The 17,765-nt window shown below is 68.9% G+C and carries 19 protein-coding genes and 1 tRNA gene; 9 read left to right on the top strand and 11 right to left on the bottom strand.

Annotation, left to right across the window (positions count from 1 at the left end; genetic code table 11):
- Positions 1-6: 6 nt before the first annotated feature.
- Positions 7-942 (top strand): alpha/beta fold hydrolase, encoded by a 936-nt coding sequence (locus CKW34_RS02335; protein WP_059383203.1) that lies wholly within the window; start codon positions 7-9, stop codon positions 940-942.
- Between the two features lie 27 nt (positions 943-969).
- On the opposite strand, the gene CKW34_RS02330 is transcribed toward CKW34_RS02335, so the two are convergent.
- From CKW34_RS02330 to nth, 4 genes are read right to left on the bottom strand one after another with little or no spacing between them, the layout of a single operon-like run.
- On the bottom strand, positions 970-2,157 hold the full coding sequence (locus tag CKW34_RS02330; RefSeq protein WP_059383088.1) for a MarP family serine protease: 1,188 nt from the start codon (positions 2,155-2,157) through the stop codon (positions 970-972).
- The gene (locus tag CKW34_RS02325) at positions 2,154-2,852 is read right to left on the bottom strand and encodes an NUDIX hydrolase (RefSeq protein ID WP_059383089.1); all 699 of its coding nucleotides are present in this window, start codon (positions 2,850-2,852) and stop codon (positions 2,154-2,156) included. The genes CKW34_RS02330 and CKW34_RS02325 overlap by 4 nt, the downstream gene beginning before the upstream one ends.
- The gene (locus CKW34_RS02320; RefSeq protein WP_059383090.1) at positions 2,849-3,520 is read right to left on the bottom strand and encodes a TlpA family protein disulfide reductase; all 672 of its coding nucleotides are present in this window, start codon (positions 3,518-3,520) and stop codon (positions 2,849-2,851) included. Before CKW34_RS02320 ends, CKW34_RS02325 begins: the two co-directional genes overlap by 4 nt.
- Positions 3,521-3,524: 4 nt before the next feature.
- Positions 3,525-4,319, bottom strand: a complete 795-nt coding sequence (gene nth / locus CKW34_RS02315; protein WP_059383091.1) for an endonuclease III — start codon at positions 4,317-4,319, stop codon at positions 3,525-3,527.
- Between the two features lie 72 nt (positions 4,320-4,391).
- Between nth and CKW34_RS02310 the strand changes: the two genes are divergently transcribed.
- Together CKW34_RS02310 and CKW34_RS02305 are read left to right on the top strand one after the other, a co-directional pair.
- On the top strand, positions 4,392-4,664 hold the full coding sequence (locus tag CKW34_RS02310; RefSeq protein WP_064059882.1) for a hypothetical protein: 273 nt from the start codon (positions 4,392-4,394) through the stop codon (positions 4,662-4,664).
- A 191-nt stretch (positions 4,665-4,855) separates the two neighbouring features.
- Positions 4,856-5,530 carry a Crp/Fnr family transcriptional regulator gene (locus tag CKW34_RS02305; RefSeq protein WP_006552426.1) on the top strand — a complete coding sequence of 225 codons (675 nt, stop codon included), beginning with the start codon at positions 4,856-4,858 and terminating at the stop codon, positions 5,528-5,530.
- 103 nt (positions 5,531-5,633) lie between these two features.
- Here the strand turns inward: CKW34_RS02305 and CKW34_RS02300 are convergent, their stop codons facing one another.
- Genes CKW34_RS02300 through CKW34_RS02290 form a run of 3 tightly spaced genes read right to left on the bottom strand, consistent with a single transcriptional unit; the run spans position 5,634 to position 7,113 of the window.
- Positions 5,634-6,422 carry an MBL fold metallo-hydrolase gene (locus CKW34_RS02300; protein ID WP_059383093.1) on the bottom strand — a complete coding sequence of 263 codons (789 nt, stop codon included), beginning with the start codon at positions 6,420-6,422 and terminating at the stop codon, positions 5,634-5,636.
- Between the two features lie 58 nt (positions 6,423-6,480).
- Entirely contained in the window at positions 6,481-6,945 is a 465-nt protein-coding gene (locus tag CKW34_RS02295; protein ID WP_059383094.1) for a RidA family protein, read from the bottom strand.
- A 3-nt stretch (positions 6,946-6,948) separates the two neighbouring features.
- Complete coding sequence (locus CKW34_RS02290; RefSeq protein ID WP_006552429.1) at positions 6,949-7,113, bottom strand: DUF4177 domain-containing protein; 165 nt, start codon at positions 7,111-7,113, stop codon at positions 6,949-6,951.
- A 50-nt stretch (positions 7,114-7,163) separates the two neighbouring features.
- On the opposite strand from CKW34_RS02290, the gene CKW34_RS02285 reads away from it, so the two are divergent.
- Together CKW34_RS02285 and CKW34_RS02280 are read left to right on the top strand one after the other, a co-directional pair.
- The gene (locus tag CKW34_RS02285; RefSeq protein ID WP_370670859.1) at positions 7,164-8,180 is read left to right on the top strand and encodes an ArsA family ATPase; all 1,017 of its coding nucleotides are present in this window, start codon (positions 7,164-7,166) and stop codon (positions 8,178-8,180) included.
- Positions 8,177-9,307: an ArsA family ATPase gene (locus CKW34_RS02280; protein ID WP_059383096.1), complete on the top strand. Its 1,131-nt coding sequence runs from the start codon at positions 8,177-8,179 to the stop codon at positions 9,305-9,307. The genes CKW34_RS02285 and CKW34_RS02280 overlap by 4 nt, the downstream gene beginning before the upstream one ends.
- A gap of 49 nt (positions 9,308-9,356) precedes the next feature.
- Here CKW34_RS02280 and CKW34_RS02275 read toward each other — a convergent pair whose 3' ends face one another.
- Positions 9,357-9,680 carry a WhiB family transcriptional regulator gene (locus CKW34_RS02275; protein ID WP_006552432.1) on the bottom strand — a complete coding sequence of 108 codons (324 nt, stop codon included), beginning with the start codon at positions 9,678-9,680 and terminating at the stop codon, positions 9,357-9,359.
- Between the two features lie 293 nt (positions 9,681-9,973).
- Here CKW34_RS02275 and CKW34_RS02270 point away from each other — a divergent pair, with 293 nt between their 5' ends.
- Positions 9,974-12,400, top strand: coding sequence for a transglycosylase domain-containing protein (locus CKW34_RS02270; RefSeq protein WP_059383097.1), 2,427 nt, complete (start codon positions 9,974-9,976; stop codon positions 12,398-12,400).
- 79 nt (positions 12,401-12,479) lie between these two features.
- Here CKW34_RS02270 and CKW34_RS02265 read toward each other — a convergent pair whose 3' ends face one another.
- The gene (locus CKW34_RS02265; RefSeq protein ID WP_059383098.1) at positions 12,480-12,956 is read right to left on the bottom strand and encodes a GatB/YqeY domain-containing protein; all 477 of its coding nucleotides are present in this window, start codon (positions 12,954-12,956) and stop codon (positions 12,480-12,482) included.
- Positions 12,957-13,022: 66 nt separating this feature from the next.
- Between CKW34_RS02265 and CKW34_RS24755 the strand changes: the two genes are divergently transcribed.
- The 3 genes from CKW34_RS24755 to CKW34_RS02250 all read left to right on the top strand — a co-directional run bounded on the left by CKW34_RS24755 (position 13,023) and on the right by CKW34_RS02250 (position 14,957).
- Complete coding sequence (locus CKW34_RS24755) at positions 13,023-13,976, top strand: metallophosphoesterase (protein WP_059383099.1); 954 nt, start codon at positions 13,023-13,025, stop codon at positions 13,974-13,976.
- Positions 13,977-14,030: 54 nt separating this feature from the next.
- Positions 14,031-14,104 (top strand) — tRNA-Pro (locus CKW34_RS02255).
- Between the two features lie 331 nt (positions 14,105-14,435).
- Positions 14,436-14,957, top strand: coding sequence for a YdcF family protein (locus CKW34_RS02250; protein ID WP_059383100.1), 522 nt, complete (start codon positions 14,436-14,438; stop codon positions 14,955-14,957).
- A 9-nt stretch (positions 14,958-14,966) separates the two neighbouring features.
- Here CKW34_RS02250 and CKW34_RS02245 read toward each other — a convergent pair whose 3' ends face one another.
- Both CKW34_RS02245 and CKW34_RS02240 read right to left on the bottom strand, forming a co-directional pair.
- Complete coding sequence (locus CKW34_RS02245) at positions 14,967-16,715, bottom strand: cholesterol oxidase substrate-binding domain-containing protein (RefSeq protein ID WP_059383101.1); 1,749 nt, start codon at positions 16,713-16,715, stop codon at positions 14,967-14,969.
- A 76-nt stretch (positions 16,716-16,791) separates the two neighbouring features.
- Positions 16,792-17,625: a metal-dependent hydrolase gene (locus tag CKW34_RS02240; RefSeq protein WP_059383102.1), complete on the bottom strand. Its 834-nt coding sequence runs from the start codon at positions 17,623-17,625 to the stop codon at positions 16,792-16,794.
- Between the last annotated feature and the right edge of the window lie 140 nt (positions 17,626-17,765).

The raw sequence follows: 17,765 nt of genomic DNA, 5'->3' as shown, positions 1-17,765 counted from the left end.
CCGCCAGTGCCCGTCCCCGACCCGTCCACGGTCCGGTATCCCGGACCGTGGACGCATCGAGACATCCACGCCAACGGCATCCGCTTCCATGCCGTCGAGGCCGGTCCGCACGACCCGGACACACCGCTCGTGGTGTTCGTGCACGGCTTCGCCGACCTGTGGTGGTCGTGGCGTCACCAGCTCACCGCCTTCGCCGATCTCGGCTACCGGGCGGTCGCGGTGGACCTGCGCGGTTACGGCGACACGGACAAGCCGCCGCGCGGATACGACGGCTGGACGCTCTCGAACGACATCGCGGGACTGATCCGCGCGCTCGGGCACACCGATGCGGTCCTCGTGGGCCACGCCGACGGGGGTCTCGTGTGCTGGGCGACCGCGGTGCTCCATCCGCATGTCGTGCGGGCGATCGCGGTCGTCGACTCCCCGCACCCCATCTCGCTGCGCGACGCGACCCTGCGCGACCGCGCGCAACGCAAGGCTCTGCTGCCGATCTTCCTCGCCTACCAGCTGCCGTGGCGTCCCGAACGCAAGCTGGTTCGCGACCACGGCCTGGAGATCGAACGGCTGATGCGTGTGCGGTGCGGCCCGGACTGGCGACGCACCGACGAGTTCGCCGACGTCGTCGACCGGCTGCGCACCGCGATCCGCATCCCGGGCACGGCGCACCTGACCCTCGAATACCAGCGCTGGGCGTTCCGCAGCCAGTGGCGTCCCGACGGTCGCCGCTTCATGAAGACCATGGACGTCGAGCTCACCCTGCCGATCCTGCAGCTGCACGGCGCGCTGGATCCCTACGTGCTCGCCGCGACCCTCCGACGCTGCGTGCGGCACGCCCCCGGACGAATCCTGAAATTCGTCGACGGGGCCGGCCACTACGCCCATCAGGAGAAGCCCGAAGCGGTGACGGCACTGCTCGCCGACTTCGTCCGCGGACTCGACTGATCTGCCCGTCCGCCGGACGGGCAGACGTCAGACGATGCAGGCGCCGGTCGCGACCGGCTGATTCACTCCGGCCATCTCCAGCTGCCGGCTCACCTCTGCACCGGTGAGAACGAAACCGGTGTCGGTGTCGTCGACCGCCGCGCCGAAGACCATGCCGAGGACATCGCCGGACGGATCGACCAGCGGGCCCCCCGAGTTGCCCTGCCGGATCGTGCCGCGCACCGTGTACACCTCGCGTTCGACGGTGCCGCCGCGGTAGATGTCCGGGCCCTGCAGGTCGAGCGTCTCGCGGATCCGCGCCGCGCTCGCCGTGTACGGGCCGCCGCCCGGGTAGCCGAGCACGATCGCGTCGTCACCCGACTCCGCCGGCTCCGAGGCGAAGCCCAGCGGCTGCGCGGTCAGTCCCGGCACCGCGAGGATCGCGACGTCCACCTCCGGATCGAAAAGCACGACGGTCGCTTCGAGCGGGCCGCTCTCCGTATCGACGGTCACCGCCGCGGTACCGGCCACGACGTGCGCGTTCGTCATCACCCGTTCGGGGGCCACGACGAAACCGGATCCTTCGAGCGCCTTCTGGCAGCTGGGCGCGACGCCGTTGATGCGCAGCACGCTCGTCTGCAGCCGGGCCGGGACCGATCCTTCGAGGAGACCACCGTCGGGTGCCTCCACCTCGGCGATCGGGGTGCGCCCGAACGGCCCGATCACCTCGGGCAGACCCGAGGTGTCGAGCAGCGCCGAGAACTCGTTGGGGATCGCGCGCATCCAGTCGGGGGCGACGTCGTCGACGGTCCCGAGCACCTGGGATCCCCGCACGGCCGCGGAGACGGCGGGCTGGGTCGTGGCGGTCAGCGGGATGGCGAGCAGCCACGCGGCGACGAGCACCGCCACCGACTGCAGACCGGCACCGACGACGCTGTCCACCGCCCGCGCGCCCGGACTGTGGATGCCGCTGCGCGCGGCACGTCCGAGCACCATGCCGGCCACCTCGCCGATCACCACCAGCACCACGATCAGTGCGATCCCGGCGAGGATGCGCATGCGTGCGTCGTCGATGTGCACGAGCACGTGCGGGGCGATGAGGATGCCCGCGACCGCACCGAGCAGCACACCCAGGAAGGCCAGCGCCGAGGCGACGGCTCCCTGCCGGAGTCCGGAGGACGCGGCGATCAGGACGATCACCACGATGATCAGATCGATCCAGCCCGATCCGGTCATGATTCGACCACCCCCGTCTCCAGTTCGGCGAGTACGACGTCGAGGTCACGGACATCGTGGTGATCCCACTCGATCTCCCACCCCGACACCGCGAACAGACCCGCGAGCACACCCGCGGTGAAACCCCAGACCAACATCCCGTCCACCTGGAATGCCGGGCCCTGATAACCCAGCCGGTGCCGGACCTGGAAACGGTTGTCGGGGTCGAGCAGCTCGTGCAGCGACACCCGGACCACGCGGGTCGCCTCCTGCGGGTCGACCACGCCGACGGGGCTCGGGGTCTCCCAGTAGGCGACCACGGGGGTCACGTCGAAGCCGGAAGGCGGGATGAACAGTTCGGGGAGTACGGCGAGCGGCCGGATCCCGGACGGATCCAGGCCGGTCTCCTCCTCCGCTTCACGCAGTGCGGTGTGGATGGCGCCGTAGTCCTCGGGATCGGCGGCGCCTCCGGGAAAGGCCACCTGCCCGCTGTGCTGCCGCAGCGTCGCGGCGCGCTGGGTGAGCAGGACGTCGGCGTCGGCGGGAAGTCCGCCGCGGGCGATCGGATCGGCCTCCGACGACCCGCCGAACAGCACCAGCACCGAGGCCTGCCGCACCCGCGCGTCGCGCGGCGCGCGACGGTTCAGGATCGGGTTGAGACCGTGCGGGTCGGTCGGCGACACCGAGGCGACACGCCGGAGCCATTCGGGGATCATGCCGCCACCCCCAGATGCTCCTCGACGACCGAAGCGACCTCGTCGGCCGACCGGAACGGGATCGGAAGCACGGCGGCGACCGATCCGTCGGCGCGGAGCAGCACCGTCACGGGAAGGACGGCGGGCGCGCCGACCGCGGCCTGCACGCGACCCGAGCCGTCCTGCACACCCGGCAGATGCACGTCGTAGTCGGCGAGCCGGCCGAGGGCGTTCGACTCGTTCGGGTCGGTGTGGACGGTGACGACGGTGACCTCCTCGCCTACCCGGGCGGCGTAGTCCTGGAGGACCGGCAGTTCCTCGGCGCAGGGAGCGCACCACCAGGCCCACAGGTTCACCACGGCGGGCTTTCCGGCGAGGGCGGCCGCGAGGTCGACGGAGGAACCGTCGCCCACGCACTCGAAGACCAGCCCGGCGAGCGGACCGGTGGGAGCGGGCGAGGACGCGCCCGGTTGCGGGCACGGATCCAGCGCGGCGGTCTCGCGCAGCGGGGCGAGGGCCTGCGCGTCGTCCTGGGGTCGGCGGTCCACGGGTGCAGCCGAGGAAGTGGCCGGTCCCGAACCGGTGGCCGGTGGAGGGTCGCTGCGGTCGCGCGGCCAGATGGCGACGATCAACGCGATGACGACGACGAGGGCTGCCAGGCTCCAGCGGCCTGCTGTGGAAGGACGCACTCCGTCACCGCCCGGCCAGCTCGAGCAGGTGCTCGGTCTCCGGTCCCTTCACCAGCGCGGCCGCGGTCTGCGGATCGGTGGGCCCGGTCCCGTAGGAGGGGCAGTCCTTCGCGAGGACACACACCCCGCATGCCGGCTTGCGTGCGTGGCACACGCGCCGACCGTGGAAGATCACGCGATGGGACAGCAGTGTCCACTCCTTGCGCTCGATGAGCGCACCCACCGCGTGCTCGATCTTGACCGGATCGGTCTCGTCGGTCCATTCCCAACGACGCACGAGCCGCTGGAAGTGGGTGTCGACCGTGATACCCGGCACATCGAAGGCGTTGCCGAGGATGACGTTGGCGGTCTTGCGGCCGATGCCGGGCAGCGCGACGAGATCCTTCAGCCGGGCCGGGACCTCGCCGTCGTGCCGCTCGAGCAGGGCCTGGCCGAGACCGATGAGCGAGTTGGCCTTGTTGCGGTAGAAGCCGGTCGAGCGGATGTACTCCTCGAGCTCGGCGCGGTCCGCCTCCGCGTACGCGCGGGCGTCGGGATACCGGGCGAACAGAGCGGGGGTCACCTGGTTGACCCGCACATCCGTGCACTGCGCCGACAGGATCGTGGCGACGGCGAGCTCGAGCGGATTCGTGAAGTCCAGTTCGCAGTAGACGTGCGGAAAAGCCTCGGCGAGGCGCCGGTTCATCCGTCGCGCGCGACGGACGAGGGCCAGTCGCGACTCCGGTCCGCGAGCCTTTCCGTTCACTCGGCGCGGGGCCGTCTCGGGGCTCTCGGACTGGGAGGCATGCACCTGATCCACTCTACGTAAACACTCTCCCCAGGATCCGGCCCCGTGTCTCTTCCGAGATCTTTCCGGTGTTTACTTCCGGGTATGCAAGCTCTTGCTGTCGTCCTCTTCCCGGTGCTGCTCATGTTGTTCGCACTGTCCATGGAACGTGTCGAAGCGCGCTTGAGCCGGTTGTCCGTCCGTGAGCAGGAAGTGGAAGAGTTCCTCGACAAAGCGGACCAGGCCGATGTCGCGGCACTCGCTCGTGAAGGTTTCCCCGGGGCCCTGGCCCGCTTCCAGCGTCGCCGCCGCCGCGGACCGAGCACCAACGGAGCGGACGATTCGGACGGCCATCTGCGCGCGCGCCGCGCCAGCTGAACGACTACTTGCCGGTAGCCTCGAGGTACCGATGATCGGGTTCGGCGATCGTTTCCGTGGTATCGGTCACTCACTCGTGCAGCGCGCACGATAGACTGGGCGCTCGTACGCCTGACAGGTGACCTGCCCGGGAAGTCCGTCGACGTGCAGACCCGGCAGTAGATGACGAATCATTCCCAAAAGGAGCGCACGTGGACGAGGTCCTGGCCAGAGCAGGCATCTTCCAAGGAGTCGAGCCCTCGGCGGTTGCGGCGCTGATCAAAGAGCTTCAGCCTGTAGATTTCCCGCGCGGCCATGTCATCTTCAACGAGGGTGAGCCCGGCGACCGGCTGTACATCATCGTTTCCGGCAAGGTGAAGCTCGGACGTCGTTCGCCCGACGGCCGCGAGAACCTCCTGACGATCATGGGCCCGTCCGACATGTTCGGCGAGCTGTCGATCTTCGATCCGGGTCCGCGCACCTCCACCGCCACCACCGTCACCGAGGTGCGTGCCGTGAGCATGGACCGCGATGCGCTCAAGGCGTGGATCGACCAGCGCCCCGAGATCGCCGAGCAGCTCCTCCGCGTGCTGGCCCGTCGTCTGCGTCGCACCAACAACAGCCTCGCCGACCTGATCTTCACCGACGTCCCCGGTCGTGTCGCCAAGGCGCTGCTCCAGCTCGCCCAGCGTTTCGGCACCCAGGAGGCCGGCGCCCTGCGTGTCACGCACGACCTGACACAGGAAGAGATCGCGCAGCTCGTCGGCGCGTCCCGCGAGACCGTGAACAAGGCCCTGGCCGACTTCGCGCACCGCGGCTGGCTGCGTCTCGAGGGCAAGAGCGTGCTGATCTCCGACTCGGAGCGTCTGGCGCGTCGCGCTCGCTGACCCACGGACATACGAAAGGCCGGGACGCTCGCTGCGTCCCGGCCTTTCGCATGTGCGTATCCCGGCCGTAGCTGCTTCGACCCAGCCGTCTGGCTGCTTCGACTCAACCGTGGCTGCGCAGGTACTCCAACTGCACGTTGACGGACTTCTCCGCCGCACCCCACAACGAGGGGTCGACGTCGGCGTAGACGTGCTCGACGACCTGCCGTGCGGAGGCTTCGGCGCCGAAGGTGCGCAGCGCACCGCGCACCTGCTCGAGCCGGCCCTCCCGGTGCGCGAGGTACTCCCGCGCGATCGTCTCGAGGTCGGGCAGCTCGGGGCCGTGCCCGGGCAGCACCGTGTAGCCACCGCCGAGGCCGATGAGCGACCTCAACGACCGCAGGTAGTCGCCGAGGTCGCCGTCGGAGTCGTCGAGCACGGTCGTGCCGCGGCCGAGGATGGTGTCGGCGGTGAGCACACTGCGGTCCTGCTCGATCACGAACGACAGCGAATCGGCGGTGTGCCCCGGGGTCGCGACGACCCGGATGCGCAGACCCGCTGCCTCGACGACGTCGCCGTCGGACAGTTGCTGCCCACCGCCGTGGCGGTGTTCCGGCAGCACTGCGTGCACCGGGCATTCCGCGAGCTGCGAGAAACGCTCCGCACCCTCGGTGTGGTCGAAGTGGCGGTGACTGATGAGGGTCGCCGCCACCGGCACCTGCGCGATCCGTTCGAGATGCCCTTCGTCCAGGGGACCCGGATCGACCACGACGCACTCGTCGCTGCCGGGGGCCCGGAGGATCCAGGTGTTCGTTCCCTCGAGGGACATGATCGAGGGGTTCTCGGCCAGGATCACCGCGGCGTTCTCGGTGACCTGGCGCAGCTGCGCGTAGGCGGGGTGGACCAGCGCCATCACATGTGCCTCTCGTGTCGGGTCCGTCGGGAGCCGCCCTCGGTCGGGGAGGGCGGCGTCAGCGTACTTCCACCATCAACTCGACCTCGACGGGAGCGCCGAGGGGCAGTTCGGCGACGCCGACGGCCGAACGGGCGTGCGCGCCGACCTCACCGAAGATCTCCCCGAGCAGTTCCGACGCGCCGTTGATGACGCCGGGCTGTCCGGTGAAGCCCTCGGCGGACGCCACGAAGCCCACGACCTTCACGACGCTCGCGATGTTGTCGAGTCCGACGAGATCGTCGACGGCGGCGAGCGCGTTGAGCGCGGCGGTGCGGGCCGCGGTCTTCGCCTCCTCCGCCGACACCTCGGCGCCCACCTTGCCGGTGTGCGTCAGCTTCCCGTCGACCAGCGGCAGCTGACCGGAGGTGTAGACGACGTCGCCGTTGCGGACGGCCGGCACGTAGGCCGCCACCGGGGCGGCGACCGGCGGCAGGGTGATGCCGAGTTCGGTCAGGCGTTCGCTCCAGGTGTTGTGCGACACGGATCAGCCCTTCGGACGCTTGAGGTAGGCGACGTGCTGCTCACCGGTGGGGCCGGGCAGGACGGTGACGAGCTCCCAACCGTCGGCACCCCACTGGTCGAGGATCTGCTTGGTCGCGTGCGTGAGCAGCGGCACGGTTGCGTATTCCCATGTGGTGGTTTCACTCATGTCCTGACCCTATCCGGCACCGTTCACCGTCCACGACTTATAGGCTCGTGATCGTGGCATCTCCGACATCACATTCCGGCGAATGGCCGGCAGGCGCCGCCCAGGCGCGACTGCACTTCGTGTCCGGCAAGGGTGGCACCGGGAAGTCCACCGTGGCCGCGGCGCTCGCGCTGGCGCTCGCCGCCGGAGGTCGCAAGGTCCTGCTCGTCGAGACCGAGGGACGTCAGGGCATCGCGCAACTGTTCGACGTGCCGCCGCTCCCGCCGGTCGAGACGAAGATCGCGACCGCGCCGGGTGGCGGTGAGGTATCGGCTCTCGCGATCGACATCGAGGCGGCCTTCCTCGAATACCTCGACATGTTCTACAACCTCGGATTCGCAGGTCGCGCGATGCGGCGGATGGGCGCGATCGAGTTCGTGACCACGCTCGCGCCGGGTCTGCGCGACGTGATCCTCACCGGCAAGATCAAGGAGACCGTGGTGCGGACCGACGCGACGGGCACCCCTGTCTACGACGCGGTCGTCGTCGATTCCCCGCCCACCGGCCGCATCGGCAGCTTCCTCGATGTCACCAAGGCCATGGCCGACCTCGCGAAGTCCGGTCCGATCCGGTCGCAGAGCGAGGGCGTGGTCCGGCTGCTGCACTCCGATCAGACCGTCGTCCACCTGGTGACCCTGCTCGAGGCACTGCCCGTGCAGGAGACGGCCGACGCGGTGGAGGAACTCGAGGCCGCCGACCTCCGGATGGGCACGGTGATCGTCAACCGCACCGCCCCCGAACACCTGCCCGAGGAACTCGTCGACGACGTCGCCGCCGGCCGCATCGCCGGGCCCGCGATCCGGACGACCCTGGAGAAGGTGTCCGTCAAGCTCTCCGACGACGATTTCGCCGGCCTGCTGACCGAGACCATCGAGCACGCCGCGGTACTCCAGGCGCAACAGGTGAGCGCCGCTCAACTCGACGAAGTGAAGGTGGCACGCATGTCCCTACCGGCCCTCGCCGACGGTGTCGATCTCGGTGGCCTCTACGAACTCGCCGACGTCCTCGCCGAGCAGGGTGTCCGATGAGCGCACCGATCCGGAAGGTCCTCGACGTCGCCCGCATCCTGGACGACCGCTCGTCCCGGGTGATCGTGTGCTGCGGGTCGGGCGGTGTCGGCAAGACGACCACCGCCGCGGCGCTCGCGTTGCGCGCGGCCGAGCGGGGCCGCAGCGTCGTGGTGCTCACGATCGACCCTGCGCGGCGACTGGCACAGGCCCTCGGGGTCGCCTCGCTCGACAATTCACCGCAGAAGGTGGAGCTCGGGCCGGAGGCGAAGGGCGAGCTGCACGCGATGATGCTCAACATGCGTCGTACCTTCGACGACATGGTGCTCGAGCACTCGACGCCGGAGAAGGCGCAGCAGATCCTCGACAACCCCTTCTATCAGACCGTGGCGTCGTCGTTCTCCGGCACGCAGGAGTACATGGCGATGGAGAAGCTCGGTCAGCTCGCGCAGAGCGACGAGTGGGATCTCATCATCGTCGACACCCCGCCGTCCCGGAACGCACTCGACTTCCTCGACGCTCCCCAGCGGCTCGGGGCGTTCCTCGACGGCCGGATGATCCGGATCTTCACGGCACCCGGACGTGGCTTCGGCCGCCTGGTGACGGGCGCGATGGGGCTCGCGCTCAAGGCGGTCTCGACGATCGTCGGGAGCCAGATGCTGTCGGACGCGTCGGCCTTCGTGCAGTCGCTGGACTCGATGTTCGGGGGTTTCCGCGAGCGCGCCAACCGCACCTACCGGTTGCTGCAGCAGCCGGGAACCCACTTCATGGTGGTCGCGGCACCCGAACCCGATGCCCTGCGCGAGGCGTCGTTCTTCGTCGAGCGACTCTCGGGCGATCGCATGCCGCTGTCGGGCCTGGTGCTCAACCGCACCCATCCGACACTGTCGGCGCTGCCGTCCGATCACGCCCTCACCGCAGCGGATCAGCTCGCCGAGGAGGAGGGCGTGGACGCCAAGGCCGCTGAGGCCGTTCTCCGCATCCACGCGCACCGGGCCGTGATCGCCGAGCGGGAGCTGCGGTTGCTACGCAACTTCACCGCGGCGAACCCTGCCGTCCCCGTGGTCGGGGTGCCCTCGCTGCCCTTCGAGGTCTCGGATCTCGAGGCGCTGCGGGCGGTGGGCGAGCAATTGACCCGCGAGGCGTGATGTCTCGCGGGTCATGATCTCGGCGGTTCGTGTACCGGTGAGGTGGTGACTAGACCGCGCTCTGGTGCTGTCGCTGCGCCTGGAAGAAATCGGCCCAGGACTCGACCTCGGGATGCTGCTTGAGGAGAGCACGACGCTGCCGCTCCGTCATGCCTCCCCACACGCCGAACTCGACACGGTTGTCGAGGGCGTCCGCCCCGCACTCGAGCATCACCGGGCAGTGCCGGCAGATCACCGCAGCCTTGCGCTGCGCTGCGCCACGCACGAACAGTTCATCGGGATCGACTTCGCGGCAGCGAGCCTTGGAGACCCAAGCGATGCGCGCTTCGGCCTGGTCGACGTCGAGTCGGGTCGTCGGGGTGGTCATGTGCATTCAGTTGCCCCTTTACTTTCCGAACGCCGGTTCGCGGTGTTCGAGGTCTGCGCCGCCCGTGTGCCGCGACGGCGCGAAACCTGCCCGTCAAGGTGTTATCTGCGTCACACTGATGTCTCAATCTAGGTAAACTGATGCCCACGCGCAAGGCGAACGAAACCTTTTCTGGTACGTACGTACAAAGTTGCACGTCGGAGGCGTTTTCACAGCGCCCGTCGTGCCACGCCCGCTCCCTGGAAACCGCCGGCCGGTCCCCCGCCACGTAGTGTGTAGGCGTGTCGATCCGAAGAACGGTGGCGAAGCTCGCTGGTTGCACGGCCCTCGGCGGCGTTCTCGTAGCAGGGATGCTCTTCCCGGCCGCGGGTGGATTCGGGTACGTCTCGAACCGCGCCGCGGACACCGTCGACAACAGTTCCGCAGAGCTCGTCGAAGGTGTCGTCCCAGCCGTGACGACCATGGTCGACAAGGCGGGTGAGCCGATCGCGTGGCTCTACGACCAGCGTCGCTTCGAGGTGCCCAGCGACCAGATCTCGAACGAGATGAAACTGGCGATCGTCTCGATCGAGGACAAGCGGTTCCCCGAGCACCAGGGCGTCGACTGGCAGGGCACCATCCGCGCGTTCCTCACCAACACCACGAGCGGTCAGGTCGAGCAGGGCGCCTCCACGATCGACCAGCAGTACGTCAAGAACTACCTGCTGCACGTGATCGCGAAGACCGACGCCGAACGCCGCGCGGCGATCGAGACGACGCCGGCCCGCAAGATCCGTGAGATCCGCATGGCGCTGACCCTCGACGATCAGCTCACCAAGGACGAGATCCTCACCCGCTATCTGAACCTCGTCCCCTTCGGCAACGGTTCGTTCGGCATCCAGGACGCCGCCCAGACCTACTTCGGCATCGACGCGAAGGACCTGAACATCCCGCAGGCCGCGATGCTCGCGGGCATGGTGCAGTCCAGCTCGGCGCTGAACCCGTACACCAATCCCGACGGCGTACTCACCCGTCGCAACATCGTGCTCGACACGATGATCGACAACATCCCCGAGCGCGCCGACGAGATCCGCGCCGCGAAGGAACTGCCGCTCGGCGTGCTGCCCGAGCCCAACACGCTCCCCCGCGGCTGCATCGCCGCCGACGACCGCGGCTACTTCTGCGAGTACGCGCTGCAGTACCTCGAGAACTCCGGCCTGTCGCGCGAGCAGATCGACCGGGGCGGATATCTCATCCGCACGACCCTCGACCCCGAGGTCCAGAACTCCGTCAAGGAATCGCTCGACCGGTTCACCAGCCCCACCGTCGACGACGTGGCCTCGGTGATGAACGTGATCGAGCCGGGCCAGGATTCGCACAAGGTCCTCGCCATGGGGTCGAGCCGCAAGTTCGGCCTCGACGCCGAGGCCAAGGAGACGGTCCAGCCGCAGCCCTACTCGCTGGCCGGTCACGGCGCCGGGTCGATCTTCAAGATATTCACCGTCGCCGCCGCCATGGAACAGGGCCTGGGCACCTCGGCCGTGCTCGACGTCCCGTCCCGCTACAACGCCCGCGGTCTGGGCGACGGCGGCGCCCGCGGCTGCCCGGCCAACTACTACTGCGTCGAGAACGCCGCACCGTATCCGTCGCGACTGTCGGTGACCGACGCGCTGGCACAGTCGCCGAACACGGCGTTCGTCAAGCTCATCGAGGCCACCGGCGTCGACGCGGCCGTCGACATGTCGGTGCGCCTGGGTCTGCGTTCATACCTGCAGCCGCGCACCTCCGGCTTCGGCGACCAGTCGATGGCCGAGATGCAGAAGGACCAGCACCTCGGCTCGTACACGCTCGGCCCGACGTGGATCAACGCGCTCGAACTGTCGAACGTCGCGGCGACCCTCGCCTCGCACGGCAAGTGGTGCCCGCCCAGCCCGATCGAGGAGGTCTTCGACCGCGAGGGCAAGCCCGTACCGATCACGCAGCAGGCCTGCGAGCAGGTGGTCGAGCCCGGCCTCGCCGACACCCTCGCCACGGCGATGAGCAAGGACACCGCCGCCGGCGGTACCGCCTCGGGTGCCGCGGGATCGGTGGGCTGGAACCTGCCGGTCGCGGCGAAGACCGGTACGACGGAATCGCACATGTCGTCGGCCTTCCTCGGCTTCACCAACCGGTTCGCCGGTGTGGTCTACACCTACGGCGACTCCCCCACCCCCGGCCAGATCTGCTCGGGTCCGGTCCGCCCCTGCTACGACGGCAACCTCTTCGGCGGTACCGAACCGGCGCGGACATGGTTCTCGGCGATGCTGCCGGTGGCGAACAAGTTCGGCCCCATCGAACTGCCCGCCCCCGATCCCCGGTACGTCCGCGGCGCGGGCAACGCCCAGGTCCCGGACGTCACGGGCCTGCCGAAGGACCGCGCGATGCAGCGGCTGCAGGAGGCCGGATTCTCGGTCTCGGAGGCGACGATCGCCGGTGAGGAACGCGCCGGAACGGTGACGGGTACGTCCCCGAGCGGCTCGGCCGTCCCGGGCTCGACGGTCACGCTGTTCATCAGCGACGGATCGGTCCGCGTGGCTCCCACCACGAGCGCAACCCCGGCCCGCCCACGCGACCGCGAGGTGCCCGACACGACCCGGCGGTCGACGCCCGCACCCATCCCGGGACGTGAGCTCGAGCAGAGCGAGTCGAGTCCGCCGGCGGACGAGGACTCCACTCCCACGACGACACCGAGTCGCCCCGACAACTGAGCCGCAGGGCTTCCACGGCCGTGCAGTTCCCGTCGCCCCGTCCTCGTGACGGTCGACCGGAGCTGCACGGCCGTTTCGGTTACAGGCGTGAACGCACGGCCGCGGACAGGCGCTTGCCGTCGGCCTTCCCTGCCGCGATCTCGGTGGCGGCCTTCATCACCTGGCCCATGTTCTTCGGACCCGGACGCGCGCCGATCTCCTCCGCGACGCGCGCGAGGGCGGTGTCGACGACATCGACGAGCTCGGCATCGGTCAGCGGGGTGGGCAGATACTCGTCGATGATGCGCGCCTCGGCGTGCTCCTTGGCTGCGAGCTCACCGCGGCCGTTCTCGGTGTAGACCTCGGCGGCCTCGCCCCGCTTCTTCGACTCCTTCGCGAGGACCTCGAGCACCTCGTCGTCGGACAGCTCACGCGCCTCCTTGCCGGACACCGCCTCGTTCCGGACCGCCGCGAGCAGCATCCGGAGGGTCTCGGTCCGCAGTTTGTCCTTGTCCTTCATCGCTGCGGTCAGGTCCGTCCGCAGCCTGGATTCGAGGGAGGATGTGGTGTCGCTCATGCCGGAAACGCTACGCGGGGCAGGCGAACCACGTGCGAGGACCACGCACGGCGGTACGCTGGAGAAGTGCCTGACCTGTCTGCAATTCGCCGCGTAACCCTCGGTGCTGCCGGCGCCGCCGCTCTCGGCCTCGGTTACGCCACGCTGATCGAACGGAACGCGTTCACCCTTCGCGAGGTCACGGTGCCGGTGCTCGCGCCCGGCGCGTCGACACTGCGGGTCCTGCACATCAGCGACCTGCACATGACTCCCAACCAGAAGCTGAAACAGAACTGGTTGCGCGAGCTCGACGGCCTCGAGCCCGATCTCGTCGTGAACACGGGCGACAACCTGTCGCACCCGAAGGCCGTTCCGGCCGTCGTCCAGGCGCTCGGCGGACTCCTCGCCCGCCCGGGTCTGTTCGTCTTCGGGAGCAACGACTACTTCGCTCCCGTGCTGAAGAACCCGCTCGCCTACTTCGACAAGGACCACGACCGCGTCTACGGTCCTCCGCTCCCGTGGGGCGACCTGCGTGCGGCGTTCACCGAACGTGGCTGGCAGGACATGACGCACGTGCGCCGTGACATCGAGGTCGGCGGCGTACGCATCGCCGTCGGTGGTGTCGACGACCCGCATCTCGACCGCGACCGGTACGAGACGATCGCCGGTGCGGCCGATCCCTCGGCCGATCTGCGACTGGGCATGACGCACTCCCCCGAGCCTCGGGTGCTCGATCGCTTCGCCGAGGACGGCTACGACCTCGTCCTCGCCGGCCACACCCACGGCGGCCAGCTGTGCCTGCCGTTCTACGGCGCGCTGGTGACCAACTGCGGGATCGACCGGTCGCGGGTGAAGGGCGCGTCGCGCTGGGGTGCCCACATGCGACTGCACGTCTCCGCGGGCATCGGCACGTCGCCGTTCGCTCCCGCGCGGTTCTTCTGCCGTCCGGAGGCCACTCTGCTGACCCTCGTTCCGGCCTCGCGCGACACCGCGCAGCAGGCCAGCGGCGATGCGGCAGAGCGCGCCGGGTTACGTCGCTGACCAGCCGATTTAATCTTCTGCGGCCTCGTGTTGTAAGCTGACCGAGGTTCAATACGGGGTGTGGCGCAGCTTGGTAGCGCGCTTCGTTCGGGACGAAGAGGTCGTGGGTTCGAATCCCGCCACCCCGACTCGTGGAAGAACTCGTCAGGGCACTTTCTCCTCACGGAGAAGGTGCCCTGACTGCATTCCGGGGCACCTGGTTCACCTCTCCGGGAAAGAACGTCCCCTCCCGTCACAAAAGATTCTTCAAGTCTGTTTTCAGGGGTCAAAACAGACTTACATACCCTAAACTGAAAGGCGGCACCGCACTCGCGAGACGCCTCGGCTCCGGTCGGGCGGGAACGGACTCGGCGGATGACGCGACGACACAGGGCCTCCCGGCAGGACGCACCGGAGAACTCCGGAGGTTCCACACTCACCAGGCCACGGCCCCGGCGACGACGGTGGTTCGCCGTCCTCGTGCTCGTGGCGTGCGCATTCATCGCTGCGGGAGTGCCCGTCTACGTGGCTCCGCAGATCGAGATCGAGAACCTGAGCCCGTACCGCCGCGCGGATGCGATCTTCGTCCTCGGCGGTGCGATCTACGAGCGTTATCCGTACGCCCTCGAACTCGCACTCGAAGGCTTCGCGCCCGAGGTCGTGGTCTCGAATCCCAACGGCGCGAGGGACGTCTGGTTGACGGACCTGTGCGACCACCCGCGCTACGAATTCCCCGTCACGTGCTTCGAACCGGACCCGCCGACCACGCGCGGTGAAGCCATGGAACTGCGTCGTCTCGCGGAGCAGCGCGGCTGGGACAGCGTCATCGTCGTGACGTTCGTGCCGCACGTCTCCCGCGCGCGCTTCATCCTCGACCGATGCTTCGACGGCGAACTCATCATGGCCGCCAGCCCGGCCGACATCGCCCTGTCGTACTGGGCATGGGCGTACGCCTATCAAACCGCTGGCTACATGAGGGCCTTCTCGCACACCGGGTGCTGAGGCGGAACGTCAGGGCAGCAACCGGTCGAGGAACCGGTTGCTGAACACCCGGTGCGGGTCGTACTGCTCGAAGGCCGCGAGCGCGGCGTCCCAACCCTGCCCGGACGGCAGGCCGGTGCGGTACATGGCCGGCACCGTCTCTCCGAGGAAACCGGGGTCGCGGTAGCCGCCCTCGTCGTCGAACGCCCAGCCTTTCGACCACTCGGACCGGAAGGTCGCGTAATCGCCCGAGTAGTGGGCGGCCATCCACTGCTCCATCTCGCGGAAGAAGGCCGGCATCCCGGCCGTTCCGGGGATGGAGACCACGTTCATCCAGATCGCGGTGTCCCAGTCGGGCCGGTCGGGGCGGGGACGCACCGGCGACAGGTCGGGCACGCCGGCGGCGTCGACGAGCACCTCGCCGGCGTCGTCGACCTTGCACAGACGCACCTCGAACGGCATGTTCACGGGGTACTGGCCGAGCGAGGCGTAGTGCGTCATCCGCTCGTGCAGCCACGTCGTGAACTCGTTGATGACGCGGGCGATGTTGTCGCGTCTCGTCACGACGACACCGCCGCCGGCGACCACGCGCAGGGTCGCGGCGCGCAGGTAGAACAGCAGGTCCTTGGACCAGCCCCACAGATCGTTCGTGCCGGTCGCTGCGAGTCCCGCTGCCACCGCCCCGAACTGCGACGCACCGAAGGCCGGTGTGACGCCCTGGGCGCCGCGCACGACCTGCCCCAGCAGGTCGGTGAGCTCCTCGGGCAGGCTGTCCGAGAAGTAGTAGTTGTACGGGCCCTGCACCTCACGGGAGGCGGCGGGCTTCTCCGGGGAGACCGACCAGATCTTGAGCCAGGGTGTCTCGGTGAAGGGGAACCAGATCGCCTCGACCCGACCGTGTTCCTCGACGTAGCGCTCGAAGGTGCGCCCCGGCGAGCCGGGCGGTGCGAACAGTTCGCGCCACGGGATGTCGGTGAAGCTCTGGCAGCGCACCCGGTAGTTCGCTCCGGCCTGCAACGTCACGGAGGTGACGAAGGTGCGTCCGAGGTGGGCGAGCAGGGGGCCGATCTCCGGGTCGGCACGGCGGAACTCGCGGAGTTCGTAGGCACCGGCCGACGGGTTCCACACCACGGCGGTCAGAGCCAGGACGAGATTGGACAGGGAGCCGAACGACTGGCCGGGGACCACCGTCTCCCCCGCTGCCGGGTAGGTGGCGCCGTGGGCACCGATCGACAGTGCCCCCGCGATGGAGATGTCCCCGATGGCCGGCGAGTTGGCCCACCCCAGTCCGCTCGCTTCGAGCGCGGTGAGGATCGATTCGATGCTCGCGCCACCGCCGGCGGTCACGCGCGCAGGTGCGGCTCCCGCGTCGACGACGACCTGGTTCAGCTGCGACATGGTGTCGACCAGCACGACGTTCTCGATGTCCTGCCCGGCCTCGAGGGTGAGCGGACTCCAGCTGTGCATCGACCCGCGGGGACGGATCCGGAAGCCGTGGGCGTGTGCCCAGTTCGCGAGGCGGACGACGTCGTCGGCGGTGCGCGCGGTCGCGGTCCACACCGCGTCGAACCGGATGGTCTTCGCCCAGTTGACGAACTGTTGCTGCGAGAGCGGGATGTCGGCCGGGAAGTCCGGCGGCGCCGGGATCGTGGCAGCCGGGTCGCCGAGCGGTACCGCACCCGCGAGCGTCCATCCCGTGCCTGCAAGGACGGCCGCTCCGGCGGCTGCTCCGAGAAGACCGCGACGACTGAGGGTGGGACCAGAGGCTCGAGCGCTCACGAGGGCGGGTTCCGTTCTGTTCTGCGGGCACGGACTCCGCAAAAATAGAACAAGTTCTCTTTATTCTCCAGTACCGCTACCGGTGTGCGGTGCCCTCGCTCCAGAACGACAGGCCCGACGCCTCCAACGTGCCGAGGATGTGTTCGGGCGCGCCGTCGACCGACCAGACGGCCATCGCGACCGCCGCAACGGTGAGAGCCGGACCGAGGATGCCGAGCTCGAACGGGCCACCCGCACGGATGGACAACGCCGACGGCAGCTTGATCTCCCACCAGCGCGACCCGCGCCAGGGCACGAACGGCGCGAGGAAGGGGATGCCCTCCTTGGTGATGGCGTCGCCGAGACAGTGCGTCGCGCATCCGAGGGCCACCGCGACCCCCAGACCCGTCGACGCGACCTCCTGCGGGAACCACGTCCACGACAGGATCGACAGCACTGCCGCGCTCAGGGTGACGACCACCCACCCGCGCTTCTTCGCCCACGACCCGAACAGCCCACGCAGCGCGAGACCGAGAGTGACGAACAGGACCCCGATGATCCCTTCCCTGCCGAAGCTCGCGACGAGCGCCGAGACTCCGGCGCCGAGCAGCGCCGCGAACAGCGCGGTGTGCGTCATGGTGCGGTGCCCGCCGCGCCGCTTCCGGTCGCGACTGCCCTTGGTGAGCGAGTAGTAGCCGAGCGAGACCGCGTCGATGCCCTTGGCGAAGGTCTGGCTCACGGGCCCGAACGACCTCGCGACCGTCGACTGTGCCGTGTCGAGATCCGGAAGCAGGGCCGCCCCCGAACACACCGCCGCGAAGGCGAAGGTCTCCGCGGTGGACGCGGGCGCACCCCAGTCGGGAGGAAGCAGATCTGCGACGACGAGCCCCACCAGCGCCCCGGATACTGCATGGGTAGGACCCATCACCATGTCGGACAACACCTTTCGACGAACGTGCGCGAATCCGATCCGGCATGACGACGCCGACCCGGATCTCCAACCTAACAACCACAACCGACACAGCTGTCACACGCGTGTTCGAACAGCCGATATGTTCGACGGACGCCGGC

Source organism: Rhodococcus rhodochrous, from assembly GCF_900187265.1.
GTDB lineage: Bacteria > Actinomycetota > Actinomycetes > Mycobacteriales > Mycobacteriaceae > Rhodococcus > Rhodococcus rhodochrous.
This window is presented reverse-complemented; position numbering and strand designations above follow the sequence as displayed.

Coding starts and splice junctions, on each gene's coding strand:
- CKW34_RS02330 (WP_059383088.1), bottom strand. CDS start 2,157: ATGACCGGATCGGGCTGGATCGATCTGATCATCGTGGTGATCGTCCTG.
- CKW34_RS02325 (WP_059383089.1), bottom strand. CDS start 2,852: ATGATCCCCGAATGGCTCCGGCGTGTCGCCTCGGTGTCGCCGACCGAC.
- CKW34_RS02310 (WP_064059882.1), top strand. CDS start 4,392: ATGCAAGCTCTTGCTGTCGTCCTCTTCCCGGTGCTGCTCATGTTGTTC.
- CKW34_RS02300 (WP_059383093.1), bottom strand. CDS start 6,422: ATGGCGCTGGTCCACCCCGCCTACGCGCAGCTGCGCCAGGTCACCGAG.
- CKW34_RS02290 (WP_006552429.1), bottom strand. CDS start 7,113: ATGAGTGAAACCACCACATGGGAATACGCAACCGTGCCGCTGCTCACG.
- CKW34_RS02280 (WP_059383096.1), top strand. CDS start 8,177: ATGAGCGCACCGATCCGGAAGGTCCTCGACGTCGCCCGCATCCTGGAC.
- CKW34_RS02275 (WP_006552432.1), bottom strand. CDS start 9,680: ATGCACATGACCACCCCGACGACCCGACTCGACGTCGACCAGGCCGAA.
- CKW34_RS02265 (WP_059383098.1), bottom strand. CDS start 12,956: ATGAGCGACACCACATCCTCCCTCGAATCCAGGCTGCGGACGGACCTG.
- CKW34_RS02240 (WP_059383102.1), bottom strand. CDS start 17,625: ATGGTGATGGGTCCTACCCATGCAGTATCCGGGGCGCTGGTGGGGCTC.